Here is a 17,738-nt window from a genome sequence, read left to right as displayed (position 1 = left end):
CCTCAAGCCCTGCGCTTGGGGACGAGAGAGGCCTTCAGCCATGACCCAGCGTTTCGACGTGATCCTCAAGGGCGGCACTGTCGTCAACCAGGACGGCGAGGGAGCCCGCGATATCGGCGTCGTCAACGGTCGCATTGCCGAGATCGGCGCGCTGTCGCAGGCTTCCGCCGCCGAGGTGATCGACTGCAAGGGCCTGCACATCCTGCCCGGCGTGATGGACACCCAGGTGCATTTCCGCGAGCCCGGGCTGGAGCAGAAGGAAGACCTCGAGACCGGCTCGCGCAGCGCCGTGATGGGCGGCGTCACCGCCGTGTTCGAGATGCCGAACACCTCGCCATTGACCGTGACCGAGGCCACCTTCACCGACAAGGTGAAGCGGGCCCATCACCGCATGCATTGCGACTTCGCCTTCTTCATCGGCGGCACCCGCGAGAATGTGCAGGATCTGCCGGTGCTGGAGCGTGCGCCCGGTTGCGCCGGCGTCAAGGTGTTTATCGGCTCCTCGACCGGCGCGCTCTTGGTGGAGGACGACGAGAGCCTGCGCCGCATCTTCCAGGTGATCCGCCGCCGCGCCGCGTTCCACGCCGAGGACGAATACCGTCTTAATGAACGCAAGCCGCTGCGCATCGAGGGCGACACGCGTTCGCACCCGGTGTGGCGCGACGAGACCGCGGCGCTGATGGCGACGCAGCGGCTGGTCAAGCTCGCGCACGAGACCGGCAAGCGCATCCACGTGCTGCACATCTCGACCAAGGAAGAGATCGAATTTTTGCGCGACCACAAGGATGTCGCGTCCTGCGAGGCGACGCCGCATCATCTCACGCTGGTCGCGCCCGAATGCTACGAGCGGCTCGGCACGCTGGCGCAGATGAACCCGCCCGTGCGCGGCGCCGATCACCGCGCCGGGATCTGGCGCGGCATCGAGCAGGGCATCATCGACGTGCTCGGCTCCGACCACGCCCCGCATACGCTTGAAGAGAAACAGAAGACCTATCCGGCCTCGCCCTCCGGCATGACCGGTGTGCAGACGCTGGTGCCGCTCATGCTCGACCACGTCAATGCCGGCCGCCTGTCGCTGGCAAGGTTCGTCGATCTCACCAGCGCCGGCCCCGCGCGCCTCTACAATATGGCCTGCAAGGGCCGCATCGCCGCCGGCTATGACGCCGACTTCACTGTCGTCGATCTCAAGCGCAGCGAGACCATCACCAACAAATGGGTCGCGTCCAAGGCCGGCTGGACCCCCTATGACGGGTTGCGCGTCACCGGCTGGCCCGTCGGCACCTTCATCCGCGGCCGCCGCGTGATGTGGCAGGGCGAACTGGTGACGGCCGCGCAAGGTGAGCCGGTGCGGTTTCTGGAGACGTTGAAGCAGTAGGAATTGCAGGTAAGCGGCACAAACTTCCCACACATCCGGCGTCGTCCTGGCGATAGCCAGGACCCATTACCCCGACTGCATTTTTTTGCGAAGATGGGTGGCTACACGTGTGCGCTGCAATTTGATCTTGGCAATGGGTTCTGGCTTTCGCCAGGACGACGCTGAGGGAGGAATGAATGACCCAACCAACACCCCTCATCACCACCGAGCAACTCGCAGCCCAGCTCGGCGATCCCAACCTGCGCCTCTACGACTGCACGACCTACAACGAGCCGGTGCCGCCAGGCAGCGACATGCCCTATCGCGCGGTGCCCGGCGACAAGACGTTCGAGGCGGGCCATATTCCGGGCGCCGGTTTTCTCGACCTGCAGGGCGAGTTCTCCGACGCCTCCGCGCAGCAATTCTTCATGATGCCTGACGTGGCTCAGCTGGAGGCCGCCTTCGGCCGCCACGGCCTCGATGCATCCAAGTCTGTCGTGCTCTACAGCATCGGCACCATGATGTGGTCGACGCGGGTCTGGTGGATGCTGCGCTCGCTCGGCGTCGACGCGCGGGTGCTCGACGGCGGCCTCGACAAATGGAAGGAAGAGGGACGGCCGGTCGTAACAGGAGGACCGAAGGGTTATCCCGCCACGACCTTCAAGGCCACGCCGCGCGCAGGCTTCTTCGTCGACAAAAATGCAGTGAAGGCACGGCTCGGCGATCCCGCGACTGTTATCGTCAACGCGCTCGGCCCGCAATTTCATCGCGGCCTCGAGCCGAGTCGCTACGGGCGGCCCGGCCGCATTCCCGGCAGCGTCAACGTATCAGCGGCAACGCTCACCAATGCCGACAAAACGCTGACGACGCTCGCCGATGCCGAAGCCAAATTCGTTGCGGCAGGCGTCACCTGCGACAAGAATGTGATCTGCTATTGTGGCGGCGGCATCTCGGCGACGATCGACCTGCTGCTGCTGACGCAACTCGGCTACGACAAGCTGACGCTGTACGATGCCTCGATGGGCGAGTGGGCGAGGGATCCGGCGCTCCCGATCGAGACGGATTAGGCCTTCGGGGGAGGCTAGAAAGTTGGGAACCTTTCCCTTGGGGCGGCATCCAATGTCCGGACGAAGCTAAACGAGCAGGTGACCGCCATGCCACGGACCGCAGCCGGCCTATCCGCCGGCGCCAAAACATCGGAAATCCGGACCTTGGAAGCCGAACTGGTCGAGCGGGCGCGGGGCCGTGACGAGGCCGCGTTACGCGAGATCATGCAGGCCAACAATCGCAGGCTCTATCGTCTGGCGCGCGGAATTCTGCGCAGCGACAGCGAAGCCGAGGATGTCGTTCAGGAAACCTATGTCCGCGCCTTCACCCATCTCGACGGCTTCCGCGGCGAGTCCGGGCTGTCGACCTGGCTGTCGCGCATCGCCATCAACGAGGCGCTTGGCCGGGCGCGAAGCGCCAGGCCGCATGTCGAACTCGGCTCGGTGCCCGAAGCGATGCTCGAGGCGCAGATCATCAAATTTCCCGTTTCTTCCGCAGGCGATCCGGAAAGGACCATGGCCCAACGTGAAATCCAGCGCGTCGTCGAGCGCGCCATCGATGAGTTGCCGGATGTCTTCCGGATGGTCTTCGTCGCACGCGTCATGGAAGGCATGAACATCGAGGAGACCGCCGAGCTGCTCGGCGTCAAGCCCGAGACCGTGAAGACGCGGCTGCACCGTGCGCGGACCATGCTGCGCGAGAACGTCGAGAAGGAGATCGGTCCGGTGGTGATGGATGCGTTCCCGTTCGCCGGGTGGCGCTGCGAGCGGCTGACCGTGTCGGTGCTGAAGCGGCTCGGCATCGGCGGCTGAAGTTTTTCGGGAACGTTCGCGCGAGAATTCCATCCAACGCCTGTGAAGCAACGCGCCGGCAAAAGCGTCCGGCACCACAGGAGTGTCAAACCATGTTCGTTCGTTGGAGCGCGGCGATCGCCGCTGCAATTTTGTTGTCGAGCCCTGCGCTGCTGCAAGACGCCAGAGCAGCCGACAAGCCGACCGATCCGCAGATCGCCCACATCGCCTACACCGCAGGCGTGATCGACATCAACGCAGCCAAGCAGGCGCAGAAGAAGGCCAAGAACAAGGACGTGAAGGCATTTGCCGAGGACATGCTGCGCGACCATGAGGCCGTCAACAAGCAGGCGCTCGCGCTGGTCAAGAAGCTGAACGTCACGCCTGAAGACAACGACACCAGCAAGGCGCTGTCAAAGCAGGCGAGCGATAAGCTCGCCGAACTCGACAAGCTAAATGGTGCGGCCTTCGACAAGGCCTATGTCGCAAACGAGGTCGCCTACCACAAGACGGTCAACGGCGCGCTGGAAACCCAGCTCATTCCATCCGCCAGCAATGCCGAGCTGAAGAGCCTGCTGCAGACCGGCCTGAAAATCTTCCAGGGGCATCAGCAGCATGCCGAGCATGTCGCGGCGGAGCTGAAATAGGGAGGCAATGATGCCGGGACGATTGTTTGCGATCGTGTCAGCGGTCCTGCTCGTGGCGTTGGCCGTCCCGGCGCACGCTGCGACCATCGAGATCACGATGGAGAATCTCGAAGTGTCGCCGAAAGACGCTTCGGCCAAGGTCGGCGACACCATTGAATGGATCAACAAGGACGTCTTCGCCCACACCGCGACTGCCAAGAACGGCGATTTCGACGTCAACCTGCCTGCGAAAAAATCAGGGACGTTGGTTCTCAAGAAGGCAGGCACGGTCGATTATTACTGCCGCTATCATCCCAACATGAAAGCGACGCTCAAGATCGAGCCGTAACGGCTGGGGAGCGTATTCCTGACGGCAGCGGAAACTGGCCCCGCCCGCGTGGCGGGGGCATTTTCGGCAAGGCTTACTGCCTCGAGGAAGACTTACTGTCTGGAAATATCGACCGAGAATTCGCCGTTGCGGATGCGGCCGGGAAAGCCTTCGACGAACTTCGCCACCGCGTCCTCGCCATAGGTGCCGACGAGCTCGGCAAGGGCCGCAAACAGGCTCGCCTGCGCCAGGCAGTCGCCGTCGACGCCATCATGGCGCGCTTCGGCCCAGGCCTCATTGAGATAGCTCAGTGCGGCCTGCTTCTGCTCGTGATCGGGCAGCGGCGCGCGTGCGGGGGCGTAGGACACTGGATGGCTCATGAAACTCGATCAGGGCTGGGGCGCGATCCACGGCGATGCGCTGTGCGAGGGGTGTAGCACGCGCGTTAACGCCCGCTAGGCCACATCTTTAGGAACGGTTAACGGCTGTGTACAAACTCGACGACGGGGTTCCCCGCCGCGCGTCCGACAGCCCAATCCTCATGGTGAGGAGCGCGTTCTTCGCGCGCGTCTCGAACCATGCAGGCCCCGCTAGAGCCGGGCCTTTCATCCTTCGAGACGCCCGCTTTGGCGGGCTCCTCAGGATGAGGAATTTGCGTTGCAGGATGAAGCCGACAGGAATCAGTTCGCGTAACGCGCCGTGAGATCGCGCGAGATCTTCGCGCCTTCCTCGATGTAGCGGCGGATCGCCACCGTCGCGGCCGGCGTGCAGCTCCGGTAGGTCTGCTGGAAACCGTTATAGCCGCGGTTGAAGCCGGCGATCATGCGGGTGCGGCGTTCGCCCGCGGGGGTTTCGGCATCGATCAGCGCCTGCATCTCGCTGCGCCATTTGTTGCCCTCGTTGGACCCGCAGATGCCGCGCAGATAGTGCAGCCCACCGAGGATCTCCGCCAGCCGCTGCAAATCGCCGTCAAACGGCGCTGCCCCGTCCTGAGCCCTCGTGGGCACCGAGGCACAGGCGAGAATCAGGGCAAAAATGGCCAGAAATCGCGTCGACATCGGCCGGGTGTATGCCTCCTCGGGGCGGTGGACGCAAGGCGGGGGCTGTCAGGGGCCGATCAGCCGGTGGGCCGACTGGATGACCTCTTCCAGCCCGCCGGTCAGCTTGAGGTCGCCAAGGCCCGCTAGGACCTCCGGGGCGATCCAGCGGTAGTCGTCGAGCTCGTCGTTGAGAACCGGCTCCCGGGCCACCCATCGGGCAGCAAAGGACATGATCAGGTAGTGGCCGGCGCCGGCCGCGGCCGGGAGCACTTCGCGCCAGCCCGCGAGGCCGATGATGTCGATATCGAGCCCGGTCTCCTCGTCGATCTCGCGCGCCAGCGCCTGGTGCAGCGATTCGCCGAACTCGACCCGACCGCCCGGCAGCGAATAGAACCCCTTTGCCGGCGAGCGTGCGCGACGGGTCAGAAGCACCTTGCCGTCACGAAAAATCGCGGCACTGACCGCGATTTGGGGACGGGTGGGCTGAACGATCGCAGCCATGACTTCACCTGCTCGGGCCTAGTTCGCCATGATGTTGTCGACGTCGGCTTCCGCGCCGCCATTGATGATGCCGCCGCAGGCCGCGATCAGCGGCTTGACCCAGTGGGCGGCCTGCTCGGCGAGGCGAACGCGGGTCGTGTCCTTCTCGACCTCGCGCATGGCCGAGCCGACCGCCGTCAGGATCGAGGTCATGGTGTCGGTGAGGTGGTCGAACTGGGCGCGCACGTTCGGGTCGGCTTTTTCATAGGCCTCGATCGCCAGATCCCGGGCCTTGAAATTCGACGCCGTGAAATGCTCGGCATAGGACAGCGGCGACCAGGTCAGAAAATCTTCCGCGCATTCCGGCATGTCGGGGACCATTTCCAGCAGCATCACGGCTTCATTGAAATGGTTGAGATAGTCGGTGGCAAGCCCGGTCCGCGGGTTGATGTTGGCCACGCGCAGCCGCTCGGCCCAGGCCGCGGCCTCGGGCGCCGTCTGTCCATGCATTCGCGCCGGCTGGGAGACCGTTGAGCTCATCTGCCGCAGTGTTAACGTTCGGGGTTAAAAGGACCTGAACGGACCCTATATAGGCCCTCAAGGATGTGTGGACGCTTCGTCATAACTTCGGCCCCCGCGGCTTTGCGGCAACTGTTCGGCTACATTGAGCAGCCGAATTTCCCGCCCCGGTTCAACGTGGCCCCGACACAACCGATTCCGGTCGTGCTGGCCGAGAACGGCGCGCGCCATTTCCGACTGATGCGCTGGGGTTTGCTGCCGGGCTGGGTCAAGGATCCCAAGGGATTTACGCTCCTGATCAATGCCCGTTCCGAGACGGTGCTGGAGAAGCCCGCCTTCAAACGCGCGATTCGCCGGCGGCGCGGCCTGATTCCGGCCGACGGCTATTACGAATGGAAGACGGAGGATGGCCGCAAGCAGCCCTTCTTCATCCATCGCGCCGACGGCGCGCCGCTCGGCTTTGCCGCATTGTTCGAGACCTGGATTGGGCCGAACGGCGAGGAGCTCGACACGGTCGCGATCGTCACGGCGGCGGCAGGCGAGGACCTCGCCACGCTGCATGACCGCGTGCCCGTCACCATCAGCCCGCGCGATTTCGAGCGCTGGCTCGACAGCCGCAGCGATGACGTCGATGCCGTGTTGCCGCTGATGACCGCCCCGCGCATCGGCGAATTCGCATGGCACCCGGTCTCCACCCGCGTCAACCGCGTCGTCAATGACGACGACCAGTTGCTGCTTCCGATCAGCGCGGAGGACATGGAAGCGGAAGCGCCGAAGAAGAAGGTGGTGCGGAAAGCGGCGGCCGGCTCAGCCGATGACGGGCAGGGGTCGTTGTTCTAGCTGCGAACCACAAAACAACGGTCGTCCCGGCCTAGTGCGCAATTGCGCACGGGGGGCCGGACGACGGTGGAGTTTTAGGCGGCAGCCCTTACACGATTTCCCTCGCCCTCAACGCCGCGATCTCCGCCGCGTCGAATCCCAGTTCGCCCAGCACCGCGTCCGTATCCGAGCCGAGCTCCGGCGCCATCCGGTCCAGCCTGCCGCCGCCATGCGCGAGCTTGAATCCGCTGCCGGCGAAACGAAGCCGCCCATAGGGTGTGTCGAGCTCCTGGATCGCGCCGCGCGCCTTGATCTGCGGATGGTCGATCACTTCCTCGACCTTCCAGATGCTGGCGCAGGGCGCGCCGGCATCTTCCAGAATGGTCTCCCATTCGCGCGCCGGCCTTGCCGCGAGCGCCTCTTCGATGATGGCGCGTAGCGCCGGCTCGTTCTCGTTGCGGGCAAACCACTCGGCAAAGCGCGGGTCGCTGAACGTATCCTCGCGGCCCAGTGCAGACATCAGCGCGCGATATTGCTTCTCGTTGTTGACGGCGAGCAGGATGTGACCGTCGCCGCATCTAAACAAATTCGCCGTGGTCCTGCGGCTGACAGCCTGATTGCCTGACAGCTGCTGGCGATGGCCGGCGACCGACCAGTCCGCGATCTGCCCCGACAGAAACGCCATCGTCGCCTCCAGCATGGAGACGTCAATGAGCTGGCCCTTGCCGGTGCGATCGCGCTGGTACAGCGCGCTCGACACGCCGAACGCAGCCGTGGCGCCCGACAGCACGTCGCACACCGCAAAGCCCGCACGCGTGGGGCCGGTTTCGGGATGGCCCGTGATCGCCATGATGCCGGACAGCGCCTGCATCTTGCCGTCATAGCCGGGTCGCAGCCGATCCGGACCGGTCTGCCCGAAGCCTGATACCGCACAGTAGATCAGCTTCGGATTGATCGTCGACAGCGCCTCATAGCCGATGCCGAGCTTGTCCATCACGCCGGGGCGAAAATTCTCCATGACCACGTCGACCTGCGCGGCGAGCTTCTTCACGATCGCGATCGCATCGGGCTTTTGCAGATCGAGCGTCAGGCTGCGCTTGTTGCCGTTGATGGCCTGGAACGCCGGCGCGAGACCGCGGTCGGCCCATTCGCGCGAGAGCGGCGTGCGGCGCATGTCCTCGCCCTCGCGCCGCTCGACCTTGATGACCTCGGCGCCCAGGAGCGCGAGCTGGTAGCTCGCATAGGGGCCAGCCAGCACTTGCGTGAAGTCCAGGATCTTCACGCCTTCGAACGGTCGCGTCACGTCGCTCTCCCTTTTTGTTTTGGTTGTCGGAGGACGTCAGGCGGCGCGATTGCCGCGCGCGATCTCCTTCTGCTTGTCGAATTCGGCACGGCGGCGCGCCAGCTCTTCGGCCGAGAGCTGCGCGACGTTGTTGTAGTCGAGCTTCCAGGAGGCGTCCTCGCTCCAGCGTAGCGGTGACTGCATGGTGGTCTGCGGGCCGCTCGCGTTCTCCAGCAATCTGAGCGCCAGCTCGAGCGTCTGCGCCTGCGAGGCGACGTCGTGCGGCTTGCCGGCGGAATTGCCGAGCGGAAAATCCGAGAACAGGAAGCGCGGCACCGCAGCGTGCTCAATGATGTCCTTGGCGCAGCCCATGATCACGGTCGGGATGCCGTTCGCCTCGAGATGCCGCGCCACCAGCGCCGTGGTCTGGTGACAGACCGGGCAGTTCGGCACCAGCACGGCGACATCGACCTTGTCGGCGACGGCCCGCGCCAGGATTTCCGGCGCGTCGGTGTCGAGGGTGACGCGATGGCTGCGATTGGTCGGCGCGCCGAAGAAGCGCGGGGCCACCTCGCCGATGCGCTCCGCAGCACTCGCCTTCAAAAGCTGCGGCAGCGGAAACCAGGTGCCGTTGTCGGTGGCCGTGGTGTGCTTGCGGTCGTAGCCGATATGCGAGATGCGAAGGTCGTGCGGCTTCGCCGTGTCGCCGTCATAGACCTGGTAGAATTTCGCACCGCCATTATACGCCGCGCCCGGACCCTGGTCGCCCTTGGCTGGATCGTACGGCGCGGCCGTCGTGATGATGGTGACGCGCGACTGCGACAGCGGCTTCTTCAGCGGCTGGAACGGCGCCTCGGTGTAGTGGGCCCAGCGATACGCGGTGGTGTAGCCAATCGCGGCGTAATAGTCCCGCGTGCGCTGCATATAGGGCACGGGGGCGTCATAGTCGGGCGCAAAACCGAATTCGTCGTCGCGCGAAGCGGACATGGGCGCGTCTCCTGGTTCCTGTTGGCGACAGACTAGAGATAGTCGGGGGTGAGCTCAAGAGTAAGCAAGTTCACCGAAACACATGCAGCGCCACATGCTGCAGCAGCATGATCGCCTTGGCGTCGATGATGCGCCCGTCCGCGATCATCGCCAGCGCCTCGTCGATGCCAAGCTCGAGCACCTCGATGTCCTCGCCTTCATGTTCGAGGCCGCCGCCGTCGCTGACCCGCATCTCCGGCTCGTATTCGGCGACGAAGAAATGCAGCTTCTCGGTGATGGCGCCGGGACTCATGAACGCCTCGAACACCTTGTGGACGTGGTGCAGGCGATAGCCGGTTTCTTCCTCCGCTTCGGCGCGGATGCGCATTTCGGGCGAGGCATCGTCGAGCACGCCGGCGGCCGCCTCGATCAGCAGATCGTCGTAACCGCGGATGAAGGCCGGCAGGCGGAATTGCTTCACTAGGATCACCGTACGGCGTGCCAGATTATACGGCAGCACGGCGGCGGCGTTGTCGCGCTCATAGGTCTCGCGATGCTGCGTCTGCCATTCGCCATTGGCGCGCCGGTACTCGAACGTCGTGTTCTTGAGTGTGGTCCAGCCGTCCGAGAGCACGCGGACGTCCTTGATGCGGACGCGGTCGGAAATGGTCATGGCTCGATCTCAATTGCTTGGCGTTGTGGTGCGGCCGTCGAGCCACTTCTGGAACATCACCGAGGTCGATTCCTCGAAACCCAGCGACTGGTAGAACGCATTGGCCTGCTCATTGCCGCGGCGGACCAGGAGCTGGAGTTTCAAAATTCCAGCCGCACGCAGCCAGTCTTCCGCCGCGGCCATGATGACGCGGCCGTGACCACGCTTCTGGCTGCCCGGATCGACGGCGACGTAATAGACCCAGCCGCGATGGCCGTCATGGCCGACCATGACGGTGGCGACGATGGCGCCGCCGTCCCGGCCGAGCAGGATCGTGGAATTGTCGCGCCGCCGCGCCAGCGCGATGTCGGCATGCGGATCGTTCCACGGCCGGGTCAGGCCGCAGCGCTGCCACAGCGCGACCACGGGCTCGACATCGGCCTCGGTGATCGCGTCGATCTTGAGCGCACTCACAGCACTTTTCCCGGGTTCATGATTCCGAGCGGATCGAGCATCGCCTTGAGCTGTCGCATCAGCTCGATTGCGGTCTTGTCCTTCACCTCGGGCAGCTCGTCGCGCTTGAGCACGCCGATGCCGTGCTCGGCCGAGATCGAGCCGCCCATGCGCAGCACGATGGCGAACACCACCGCGTTCATCTCGTGCCAGCGCGCCAGATAGTCCGCGGTGTTGGCCCCGATGGGCTGGCTGACATTGTAGTGCAGATTGCCGTCGCCGAGATGGCCGAACGGCACCGGCCGCGCGCCGGGGATCAGTTTCACCACGGCTTCATTGGCCTCGGCGATGAAGGCGGGCACGGTGGCCACCGGCACGGAAATGTCGTGCTTGATTGAGCCGCCCTCCGGCTTCTGCGCCGACGACATCTCGTCGCGCAGCTTCCAGAAGACGGCGCGCTGGGTCAGATTGGCCGCGATCACCGCGTCGTCGACGATCTCGTCCTCCATGGCGCGGCCGAGGATCGTTTCCAGCGGCGTGCGGGCGTCGTCGCCGGGCGACGACAATTCCATCAGCACGTACCAGGCATGCTTTTGCGCGAGCGGATCGCGCACGTCGATGCCGTGGCGGATCGAGAAATCGACCGCCATCTCCGAGAGCAGCTCGAAGCTCGTCAGCGCATTGGCGGCCTCGCTTTGCGCGATCGCCAGCAGTTTCAGCGCGGCGTCCGGCGACTTCAGCCCGACGAAGGCGGTCTCGATCGACCGCGGCTTCGGAAACAGTTTCAGCGTCGCCGCCGTGATGATGCCGAGCGTGCCTTCGGCGCCGATGAAGAGATTGTGCAGATTGTAGCCGGTGTTGTCCTTCTTCAGCTTTGACAGCACGTTGAGCACGCGGCCGTCCGCCAGCACCACCTCGAGCCCCAGCGCCATCTCGCGCGCGACGCCATAGGCGAGCGCGGCCGTGCCGCCGGCATTGGTCGAGAGATTGCCGCCGATGGTGCAGCTCCCTTCCGCGCCGAGCGAGAGCGGGAACAGCCGGTCCATTTCGGCGGCCTTTTGCTGTGCGATCTGCAGCACCACGCCGGCCTCGCAGGTCATGGTGTTCGACGCAGTATCGACCTCGCGGATCTTGTCGAGCCGCCGCAGCGACACCACCACCTCGCCATTGTGCGGGGTCTGGCCGCCGACCAGCCCGGTGTTGCCGCCCTGTGGCACCAGCGCGATTTTGTGCTCGGAGGCGAGCTTGCAGATCGCGGCGACCTCGGCGGTCGAGCCGGGGCGCAGCACCAGCGGCGAGCGGCCGTGGAACAGATTGCGCTCCTCGGTGACATAGGCCTCGATGTCGGCCGCATCGGTGATGGCCTGCCTCTCGCCGACGATTCTGCGGAATTGTTCGATCAGCTCGGGCGCAACCGGTGGGGTCGCGGAATGATTAACGTTCATTGTCTTGTCTCTTGCTTCGCTCTTATCGCGCCACGGCCGCCCGGCGCAGCCGGTCGTTGATCGCTTCGCCCAGATCTTGTTCGGGGATCGCCATCACCGCGATCGCCCGCGGCCCGCTGGCATCGAGGGCGCGAAGATAGCCGAACAGATTGGCGGCGGCTTCATCGAGATCGCCGCTGGGCGACAAATTCATGACCGCCGTGGCGGCCTCCAGTCCGGGCAGGCGCGCGGGGCCGAACGCCAGCAGCGCTTCGCCCGGCGCGACGTCCCGCGCATTGAGCCGCACATTGGCGCGCGGCGCGTAATGCGAGGCCAGCATGCCCGGCGCCAGCGGCTGGCTGTCGTCGCTTTCGGCCTCCGCGGGCAGTCGCGCCAGCGGTGCACCGAGCACGGTCTCGATCCGTTCGCGTGACAGCCCGCCGGGCCGCAGCAGCATCGGCGCCGCAAAGCAGCCGACGATGGTCGATTCGACGCCGACCGTAACCGGCCCGCCGTCGACGATCAGGTCGATCCGCCCCGCAAGGTCGCCCTCGACATGGGCCGCCAGCGTCGGCGAGACGTGGCCGGAGAGGTTGGCGGACGGCGCCACCACCGCCCCGCCGAAGGCGCGCAGGATCGCCTGCGCCACCGGATGGGCCGGAATGCGGATCGCGACCGTATCGAGGCCCGCGGTGGCAAGCTCGGCCACCGGGCAGTTTTCCGTCTTCCTCACCACCAGCGTCAGCGGCCCCGGCCAGAACGCCTCCGCGAGGCGCAAGGCGCAGGCGTCGAATCGTCCGATCCTCCGCGCGGCCGCGAGGTCGGCGACATGCGCGATCAGCGGATTGAATGCCGGCCGCCCCTTGGCGGCGTAAAGATGGGCGATCGCGCCGGCATTTCCGGCGTCCGCCCCGAGCCCGTAGACCGTCTCGGTCGGGAACGCGACCAGCCCGCCGGCGGCCAATGTCCGGGCGGCAGCTTCCGCGCCGGCCTCGCCGGCCGGTAAAATCAGCGTTTCAAGACCCGTTTTCACAGGGATAAGATTCCTCAGCTCGGCCGCTTGCGGTGCGCCAAACCCGACGCTATAAGCCGGCCTCTTGTCGGAGTGTGGCTCAGCCCGGTAGAGCACTGCGTTCGGGACGCAGGGGTCGCAGGTTCGAATCCTGCCACTCCGACCATTCTTCCAAAAGTCGACGTTCTAGAGGCTCGGCGGACCGGTCGCCGGGGCCTCGGAAGCGCCTTATTGCAACGATTTAGAGCGCGGGTCCACGGCCGATTTGGCCGGGCAGAGGCGTGTGCCGCAGCGGCATGGCTTTCTTTTCGCCGGCATCCCTGATCCGGCGTTGCACGGTAGGTCGGAGAATTACCGTCTCGCCGCGAGGGAGCCAATCAAATCACCACCAGGCACGGCTCCCACGAGGCCTCCTCTGACGCTTCCGCAATTGCCTCTAAAACCGCCGTAACTCATCAAACGCTCGCGCTCGGGACGGTCGGTTGCCATCCGGTCAGACCGACGGTTAGATGAACCTGCAGTCGATCGCAGCTTCAAGCGGCGCAATCCGCCAATAACAAAAAACAGGGCAGGAATCATGAACAAGAGAATCATCGCGCTCGTTGCAGCTTTTGGTTTCGCTGCTTGCGGATCGGCATGGGCCGCGTGGCCGGAAGACAAGCCAATCGAAGTCGTCGTCGGCTTTGCGCCCGGCGGCGGTACCGATGTCATGGCTCGCAAACTTCTTCCCTTTGTTGAGCGCGCGCTAGGCGGTAAGGCGAAGTTTGTCGTCCTGAACAAGCCTGGCGCTGGTGGAGAGATCGCGTTTGCTGCGATCGCGCGCGCGGCGCCCGACGCCTATTCGATCGGCGTCGTCAACGTGCCGGGCTACAACTTTCTGCCGATGACGCGCAAAACCCAATACACTACGGATGAAATCCGGCTGGTCGCACGGATCGTTGAAGATCCGAACGTGATGGTGGTTCCCGCGGACAGCAGATTCAAGAATTTGCCGGATGTCATTGCCGCACTTCGCAGCAAGCGGGGCTCGGTGACGTTTGGTCACAACGGTGCCGGCACGAACGGTCATTTGGCCATTCGCATGCTGGCAGCAGCCGCGAAGGTCGAGCCCAACGAAATCTCTTACAGAGGAACTGCCGCGCAGCGGACCGATCTATTGGGCGGGCATCTGGAAGTCGGGATGGTCACTCTCAGCGAGATTCCCGAATTGCATGGGACCAACAAGGGGCCACTTCGCGTCATCGCGATCCTGTCGAAGAAGCGCTTTCCATCGCTGCCCGAAGTTCCGACAGCAGAGGAAGTGGGCTTTCCAATCACGACGACGGCAGAACGCGGCTTCGCGGTGCCGAAGGGCGTTCCGGACGACATCGTCAAGAAGCTGGAAGCCGGGATTGCGGAAGGCCTGCGCAATCCCGAGTACCTGACGAATTCGCCTGGCGACGAGCCGGTGATCGCTTTCCTGACTGGCGCTGAGTGGCAGAAACGACTCGACGGCATGTCTGAGGCGTTGCGTCCTTATGCTGAAGACATGCGCGCGAACGAGCAGAAGTAATCAACCCAGCTGTCGCCGGCGGTTGTTGCGAGACTATCGCCGCGCCACCAGAACGCCGACCATAAACGCAATCATCAGTGCCGGCAGCGGCGCCTCGCGTACCATGCCGCGAACGACATGTGTCCAATTTTGCTCCGGGACGAGGTTCGGAGACCTGATCTCCGGTGTTGGCGTGATGCCCCATTCGGAGGCGAGTTCGGCAATCTCGCTTGAGGCGAGCCGCACGCCGTCGCGGACGCGGAAGATGGCGGCGTCCGCGCGCTCGCGCGGCGCAAGCAGCATCATCGTCGTGACGGCCGTACGCAGGGTCATCTCGCCGTAACCTTGCAGCCTGACCGATTCCTCGGGGTCGGACGTCATCGGAAATCCCTCACAGGGCCAAATGCCTTACAACGCGAAGTGGCGCGCGATGGTGAAGGCCATCGTCGCGCACAGGACCAGCGTGGATACCGCGCCGGCCACGCCGCGCGCGAGATCGGTCCGCGTCAGGTGCCTGGTCATGATTTTGCTCCATGCTCGGCATGGCAATGGCGGGGAGGCGGCGTTGGTTCCAGCCGCGACGGGCGAATCGGGAACGCGGGCTATTTCCGCAGCAGCTCGCTCAGCGCCGCCGTCGCCTCGGCGCAGCGGATGTCGTCGATCTCGCGCGACAGGCTGAGTGCGCTCGATCTGAGTTCTTCGACTTTCCAGCTCTCGGGGTGCTGGGTCTCGAGTTGACCGAGCCGCTTGTTCAGATCGTCCAATCTGGTTTGCAATTGTTCGACGCTGGCGGCCCCATTGACCACCCAGACTCGTTGCGCACGCATCGTAGTTCCCCTGCTCGTCTCACGGCGTTGTGAGAGGGGTTCGTGGCCGCAATGGGAGTTTCTTTTGTCCGGCTTCAGACGGACGGGAACCGTTGCAGATCAGCAACGGGAGTTCCCTCGCGTTAGCGTGCGTCTGGAGTTCGGCCCGTCACCGCATCAGGCCGCGCGCGGCCACTCGGTCGATTGCTTTTCAAGCCGGCTTTCGAGAATGGCGATGCTCACCCGGATATTGTCGCGCCGGGCCCGCAGGTTCTGCGCGAGCATGGGGTACGCGACGTTCTGGGGATCGGAGATTCCAGCCTTCCGCTCTTCCTCCAGAATGTCGGCGTCGATCATTTGCATGCGCCAGCGCAGATCGGAGAGCAATGCGTGGAGCTGTGTCGGCATGGTCGCTTCGAAACGGGACGTCGGGTGCATGATCGCCTCACGATGAAACAGACCCACTGCGGGTCTGAGGGATTTGACTGCCGTCCAGCAAGCACAATGCCAGTGGACGGCTGAGCGTCTCCCGCGATTGCTCCACGGCGCACCGGAACGATTACCACTCTTTCCCGTTGCTGCAGGGGCCTCGATAACGAGGCGATCGAGGGACCCATGCCGCTCATCCGCTATTTCGTCTTCACCGGCGCCGCTCTGCTCGCCCTCCTGTACCTTGCTGATTACTACCTGGCCGGCCCCGTGAGTGCGGCCGCCGAAACCGGGCCGGACCTCTCGATCGCCCGAATTCATTCTGCACAGACCTGGCCGGAGAAGATCATCTTCGACACCAACGTGCGCCAGATTCCGTTGACCAAAACTGTGGCGTCAACGTCAGACGCGGCGGCGCCAGTCGCGCCGGACGGTACGCGCCAGGCATTTGCCATGGCGGCGCAGCCCGCCGCGGAGCCCAAGGTTTCGGACGGCAAGGCTTCGGACACCAAGGCCGCATCGCCCACGCAGGCCAAGGCGGCCGCTCCGAACAAGCGCGTCGCCGAGCGGCATCGTCGCCGCCAGCCGTCGCGCATGGCGGCGCGCAGTCAGTTCTTCAACGAGCCCGTCGCCGCAGAATGGTGAGTGCCGCTCTGCGAGGGTGTTTTCGCGCGACGTGGATGCGGTCGATCGCCATTCATCCTCGGCGCCCCCCGCGTGACGGTCGAACTGCCTCTCGATTGGGCACCGTGCCGGACAGCGAGGCTGTGCGCGCGACGCATCGCACGATAGTCTCTGCCGCGACCTGACCCAGGAAGCGGACGAGGGAAAGATTCGTGACGAGATTTGTGACGATCGCGGCCGGCCAGCTTGGCCCTGTCGCGCGGACAGAGACGAGAACCGCGGTCTTGGCGCGCCTGATGGCCTTGATGCGCCAGGCGCACGCCAACGGTTGCGACCTGATCGTCTATCCCGAGCTCGCGCTGACCACGTTCTTTCCGCGCTGGTATTTCGAGGATCAGGCGGAGATCGACAGCTTCTTCGAGCGCGAGATGCCGGGGCCGGAGACGAGAGGCCTGTTCGATCTCGCGCGCGAGATCGGCATCGGATTTTACCTTGGCTATGCCGAGCTGACGCTCGAGGCCGGAATTGTCAGGCGCTACAACACCTCCATCCTGGTCGAGAAGAGCGGCGAGATCGTCGCGAGATATCGCAAGGTCCATTTGCCCGGCCATGCGGAGCACGAGCCCTGGCGCGAATTCCAGCATCTGGAAAAGCGCTATTTCGATCCGGGCAGTAGTTTCGGCGTGACCGAGGCCTTTGGCGGCGTGATGGGGATGGCAATCTGCAACGATCGCCGCTGGAGCGAGACCTACCGGGTCATGGGGCTGCAGGGCGTCGAGATGGTGATGATCGGCTACAACACGCCGGTGCACAATCCGCCCGCGCCCGAGCATGACGATCTCTCGCTGTTCCACAATCATCTGGTGATGCAGGCCGGCGCCTACCAGAACGGCACCTTCGTGGTCGGCGTCGCTAAGGCCGGGGTCGAGGAGGGCGTCGACCACATCGGCGGAAGCTGCATCATCGCGCCCTCGGGCGAGATCATCGCGAGATGCACCACCAAGGGCGACGAGATCGCGCTGGCCCGCTGCGATCTCGATCTCTGCAATTCCTACAAGCGTACCACGTTCAATTTCGACGTTCACCGTCAGCCGCGGGCTTACGGGATGATTGTCGAACGGAAGGGCGTGACCCTCATGGCCGACGGAACGCCGGTGCGAACGAAGGGGTGATGTTTCTTTCTCTGTCGGCCACACCCACCGCTGTCGTCCCGGCGAAGGCCGGGACCCATTACCACAGGGAGAGGTTTGGCGAAGGCTGGTTGGGATAAATACCGAGCAGATCGATGGACCTCGCGGTATGGGTCCCGGCCCCCCGTGCGCAATTGCGCACTAGGCCGGGACGACGGTCGAGCTCGCGACTTGATGCCGAGCGCCTCACTGCCCGACGGGCAAAACACCTGCAGGGCCGTCAACCCCACCGCACAAAAATATTCCACTTTACCGAAATTCGGTTTTGGCGTATGTGTCGCCCATCCCGGCTCATCCTTGAGGGGCGATCTTGTGGTCGTCACGTTCGCGAGCCGGGCTTGCGGTGGACGCGGCAGCGTTCGGGT

Annotated in this window: 22 protein-coding genes and 1 tRNA gene; 10 read left to right on the top strand and 13 right to left on the bottom strand. The window is 64.6% G+C overall.

Features of this window, described 5'->3' with window-relative positions:
• The first annotated feature begins 40 nt into the window (after positions 1-40).
• The 5 genes from IVA75_RS39125 to IVA75_RS39105 all read left to right on the top strand — a co-directional run bounded on the left by IVA75_RS39125 (position 41) and on the right by IVA75_RS39105 (position 4,167).
• Positions 41-1,375, top strand: a complete 1,335-nt coding sequence (locus tag IVA75_RS39125) for a dihydroorotase (RefSeq protein ID WP_247291144.1) — start codon at positions 41-43, stop codon at positions 1,373-1,375.
• Between the two features lie 176 nt (positions 1,376-1,551).
• Positions 1,552-2,421 carry a sulfurtransferase gene (locus IVA75_RS39120; protein WP_247291142.1) on the top strand — a complete coding sequence of 290 codons (870 nt, stop codon included), beginning with the start codon at positions 1,552-1,554 and terminating at the stop codon, positions 2,419-2,421.
• A gap of 87 nt (positions 2,422-2,508) precedes the next feature.
• Positions 2,509-3,213, top strand: coding sequence for an RNA polymerase sigma factor (locus IVA75_RS39115; RefSeq protein ID WP_247291139.1), 705 nt, complete (start codon positions 2,509-2,511; stop codon positions 3,211-3,213).
• Between the two features lie 92 nt (positions 3,214-3,305).
• Complete coding sequence (locus tag IVA75_RS39110; RefSeq protein ID WP_247291137.1) at positions 3,306-3,839, top strand: DUF4142 domain-containing protein; 534 nt, start codon at positions 3,306-3,308, stop codon at positions 3,837-3,839.
• 10 nt (positions 3,840-3,849) lie between these two features.
• Positions 3,850-4,167 (top strand): cupredoxin domain-containing protein, encoded by a 318-nt coding sequence (locus IVA75_RS39105; RefSeq protein WP_247291135.1) that lies wholly within the window; start codon positions 3,850-3,852, stop codon positions 4,165-4,167.
• A gap of 92 nt (positions 4,168-4,259) precedes the next feature.
• On the opposite strand, the gene IVA75_RS39100 is transcribed toward IVA75_RS39105, so the two are convergent.
• The 4 genes from IVA75_RS39100 to IVA75_RS39085 all read right to left on the bottom strand — a co-directional run bounded on the left by IVA75_RS39100 (position 4,260) and on the right by IVA75_RS39085 (position 6,206).
• Positions 4,260-4,526 (bottom strand): hypothetical protein, encoded by a 267-nt coding sequence (locus tag IVA75_RS39100; protein ID WP_007594892.1) that lies wholly within the window; start codon positions 4,524-4,526, stop codon positions 4,260-4,262.
• A 300-nt stretch (positions 4,527-4,826) separates the two neighbouring features.
• Positions 4,827-5,204 (bottom strand): TIGR02301 family protein, encoded by a 378-nt coding sequence (locus tag IVA75_RS39095; RefSeq protein WP_007607220.1) that lies wholly within the window; start codon positions 5,202-5,204, stop codon positions 4,827-4,829.
• Between the two features lie 48 nt (positions 5,205-5,252).
• Positions 5,253-5,687, bottom strand: a complete 435-nt coding sequence (locus tag IVA75_RS39090) for an NUDIX hydrolase (protein ID WP_247291133.1) — start codon at positions 5,685-5,687, stop codon at positions 5,253-5,255.
• Positions 5,688-5,705: 18 nt separating this feature from the next.
• Complete coding sequence (locus IVA75_RS39085) at positions 5,706-6,206, bottom strand: hypothetical protein (protein ID WP_027516476.1); 501 nt, start codon at positions 6,204-6,206, stop codon at positions 5,706-5,708.
• A gap of 63 nt (positions 6,207-6,269) precedes the next feature.
• On the opposite strand from IVA75_RS39085, the gene IVA75_RS39080 reads away from it, so the two are divergent.
• Positions 6,270-7,025 carry an SOS response-associated peptidase gene (locus tag IVA75_RS39080; RefSeq protein ID WP_247291131.1) on the top strand — a complete coding sequence of 252 codons (756 nt, stop codon included), beginning with the start codon at positions 6,270-6,272 and terminating at the stop codon, positions 7,023-7,025.
• 88 nt (positions 7,026-7,113) lie between these two features.
• Here the strand turns inward: IVA75_RS39080 and IVA75_RS39075 are convergent, their stop codons facing one another.
• The 6 genes from IVA75_RS39075 to IVA75_RS39050 form a co-directional block, all read right to left on the bottom strand.
• Positions 7,114-8,307 carry a CoA transferase gene (locus tag IVA75_RS39075; protein ID WP_247291129.1) on the bottom strand — a complete coding sequence of 398 codons (1,194 nt, stop codon included), beginning with the start codon at positions 8,305-8,307 and terminating at the stop codon, positions 7,114-7,116.
• A gap of 36 nt (positions 8,308-8,343) precedes the next feature.
• Entirely contained in the window at positions 8,344-9,273 is a 930-nt protein-coding gene (locus tag IVA75_RS39070) for a glycine reductase (protein WP_247291127.1), read from the bottom strand.
• 70 nt (positions 9,274-9,343) lie between these two features.
• Positions 9,344-9,925: a GDP-mannose pyrophosphatase gene (locus IVA75_RS39065; RefSeq protein WP_027568647.1), complete on the bottom strand. Its 582-nt coding sequence runs from the start codon at positions 9,923-9,925 to the stop codon at positions 9,344-9,346.
• A gap of 9 nt (positions 9,926-9,934) precedes the next feature.
• On the bottom strand, positions 9,935-10,378 hold the full coding sequence (locus IVA75_RS39060) for a GNAT family acetyltransferase (RefSeq protein ID WP_247291125.1): 444 nt from the start codon (positions 10,376-10,378) through the stop codon (positions 9,935-9,937).
• A complete protein-coding gene (locus IVA75_RS39055) occupies positions 10,375-11,802 on the bottom strand; it encodes an FAD-binding oxidoreductase (protein WP_247291124.1) in 1,428 nt (475 codons plus the stop codon). Before IVA75_RS39055 ends, IVA75_RS39060 begins: the two co-directional genes overlap by 4 nt.
• A gap of 22 nt (positions 11,803-11,824) precedes the next feature.
• Complete coding sequence (locus IVA75_RS39050) at positions 11,825-12,814, bottom strand: L-threonylcarbamoyladenylate synthase (RefSeq protein ID WP_247291122.1); 990 nt, start codon at positions 12,812-12,814, stop codon at positions 11,825-11,827.
• Positions 12,815-12,882: 68 nt separating this feature from the next.
• Here IVA75_RS39050 and IVA75_RS39045 point away from each other — a divergent pair.
• Both IVA75_RS39045 and IVA75_RS39040 read left to right on the top strand, forming a co-directional pair.
• Positions 12,883-12,959, top strand: a tRNA-Pro gene (locus IVA75_RS39045).
• A gap of 411 nt (positions 12,960-13,370) precedes the next feature.
• Positions 13,371-14,345, top strand: coding sequence for a tripartite tricarboxylate transporter substrate binding protein (locus tag IVA75_RS39040; RefSeq protein WP_247291120.1), 975 nt, complete (start codon positions 13,371-13,373; stop codon positions 14,343-14,345).
• 33 nt (positions 14,346-14,378) lie between these two features.
• Here IVA75_RS39040 and IVA75_RS39035 read toward each other — a convergent pair whose 3' ends face one another.
• From IVA75_RS39035 to IVA75_RS39025, 3 genes are all read right to left on the bottom strand, one after another.
• A complete protein-coding gene (locus tag IVA75_RS39035; RefSeq protein ID WP_027568651.1) occupies positions 14,379-14,705 on the bottom strand; it encodes a hypothetical protein in 327 nt (108 codons plus the stop codon).
• 221 nt (positions 14,706-14,926) lie between these two features.
• Positions 14,927-15,151, bottom strand: coding sequence for a hypothetical protein (locus IVA75_RS39030; RefSeq protein WP_007594875.1), 225 nt, complete (start codon positions 15,149-15,151; stop codon positions 14,927-14,929).
• A gap of 156 nt (positions 15,152-15,307) precedes the next feature.
• Entirely contained in the window at positions 15,308-15,568 is a 261-nt protein-coding gene (locus IVA75_RS39025) for a hypothetical protein (protein WP_247291429.1), read from the bottom strand.
• A 177-nt stretch (positions 15,569-15,745) separates the two neighbouring features.
• On the opposite strand from IVA75_RS39025, the gene IVA75_RS39020 reads away from it, so the two are divergent.
• Together IVA75_RS39020 and IVA75_RS39015 are read left to right on the top strand one after the other, a co-directional pair.
• On the top strand, positions 15,746-16,204 hold the full coding sequence (locus IVA75_RS39020) for a hypothetical protein (RefSeq protein WP_247291117.1): 459 nt from the start codon (positions 15,746-15,748) through the stop codon (positions 16,202-16,204).
• Between the two features lie 191 nt (positions 16,205-16,395).
• Positions 16,396-17,355: an N-carbamoyl-D-amino-acid hydrolase gene (locus IVA75_RS39015; protein ID WP_247291115.1), complete on the top strand. Its 960-nt coding sequence runs from the start codon at positions 16,396-16,398 to the stop codon at positions 17,353-17,355.
• Positions 17,356-17,738: the final 383 nt, after the last annotated feature.

Origin of the sequence: Bradyrhizobium sp. 134 (assembly GCF_023074155.1) — a bacterium.
Classification (GTDB): domain Bacteria; phylum Pseudomonadota; class Alphaproteobacteria; order Rhizobiales; family Xanthobacteraceae; genus Bradyrhizobium.
Note: the sequence above shows the minus strand (reverse complement) of the source record. Positions and strands in the feature narration are given on the sequence as shown.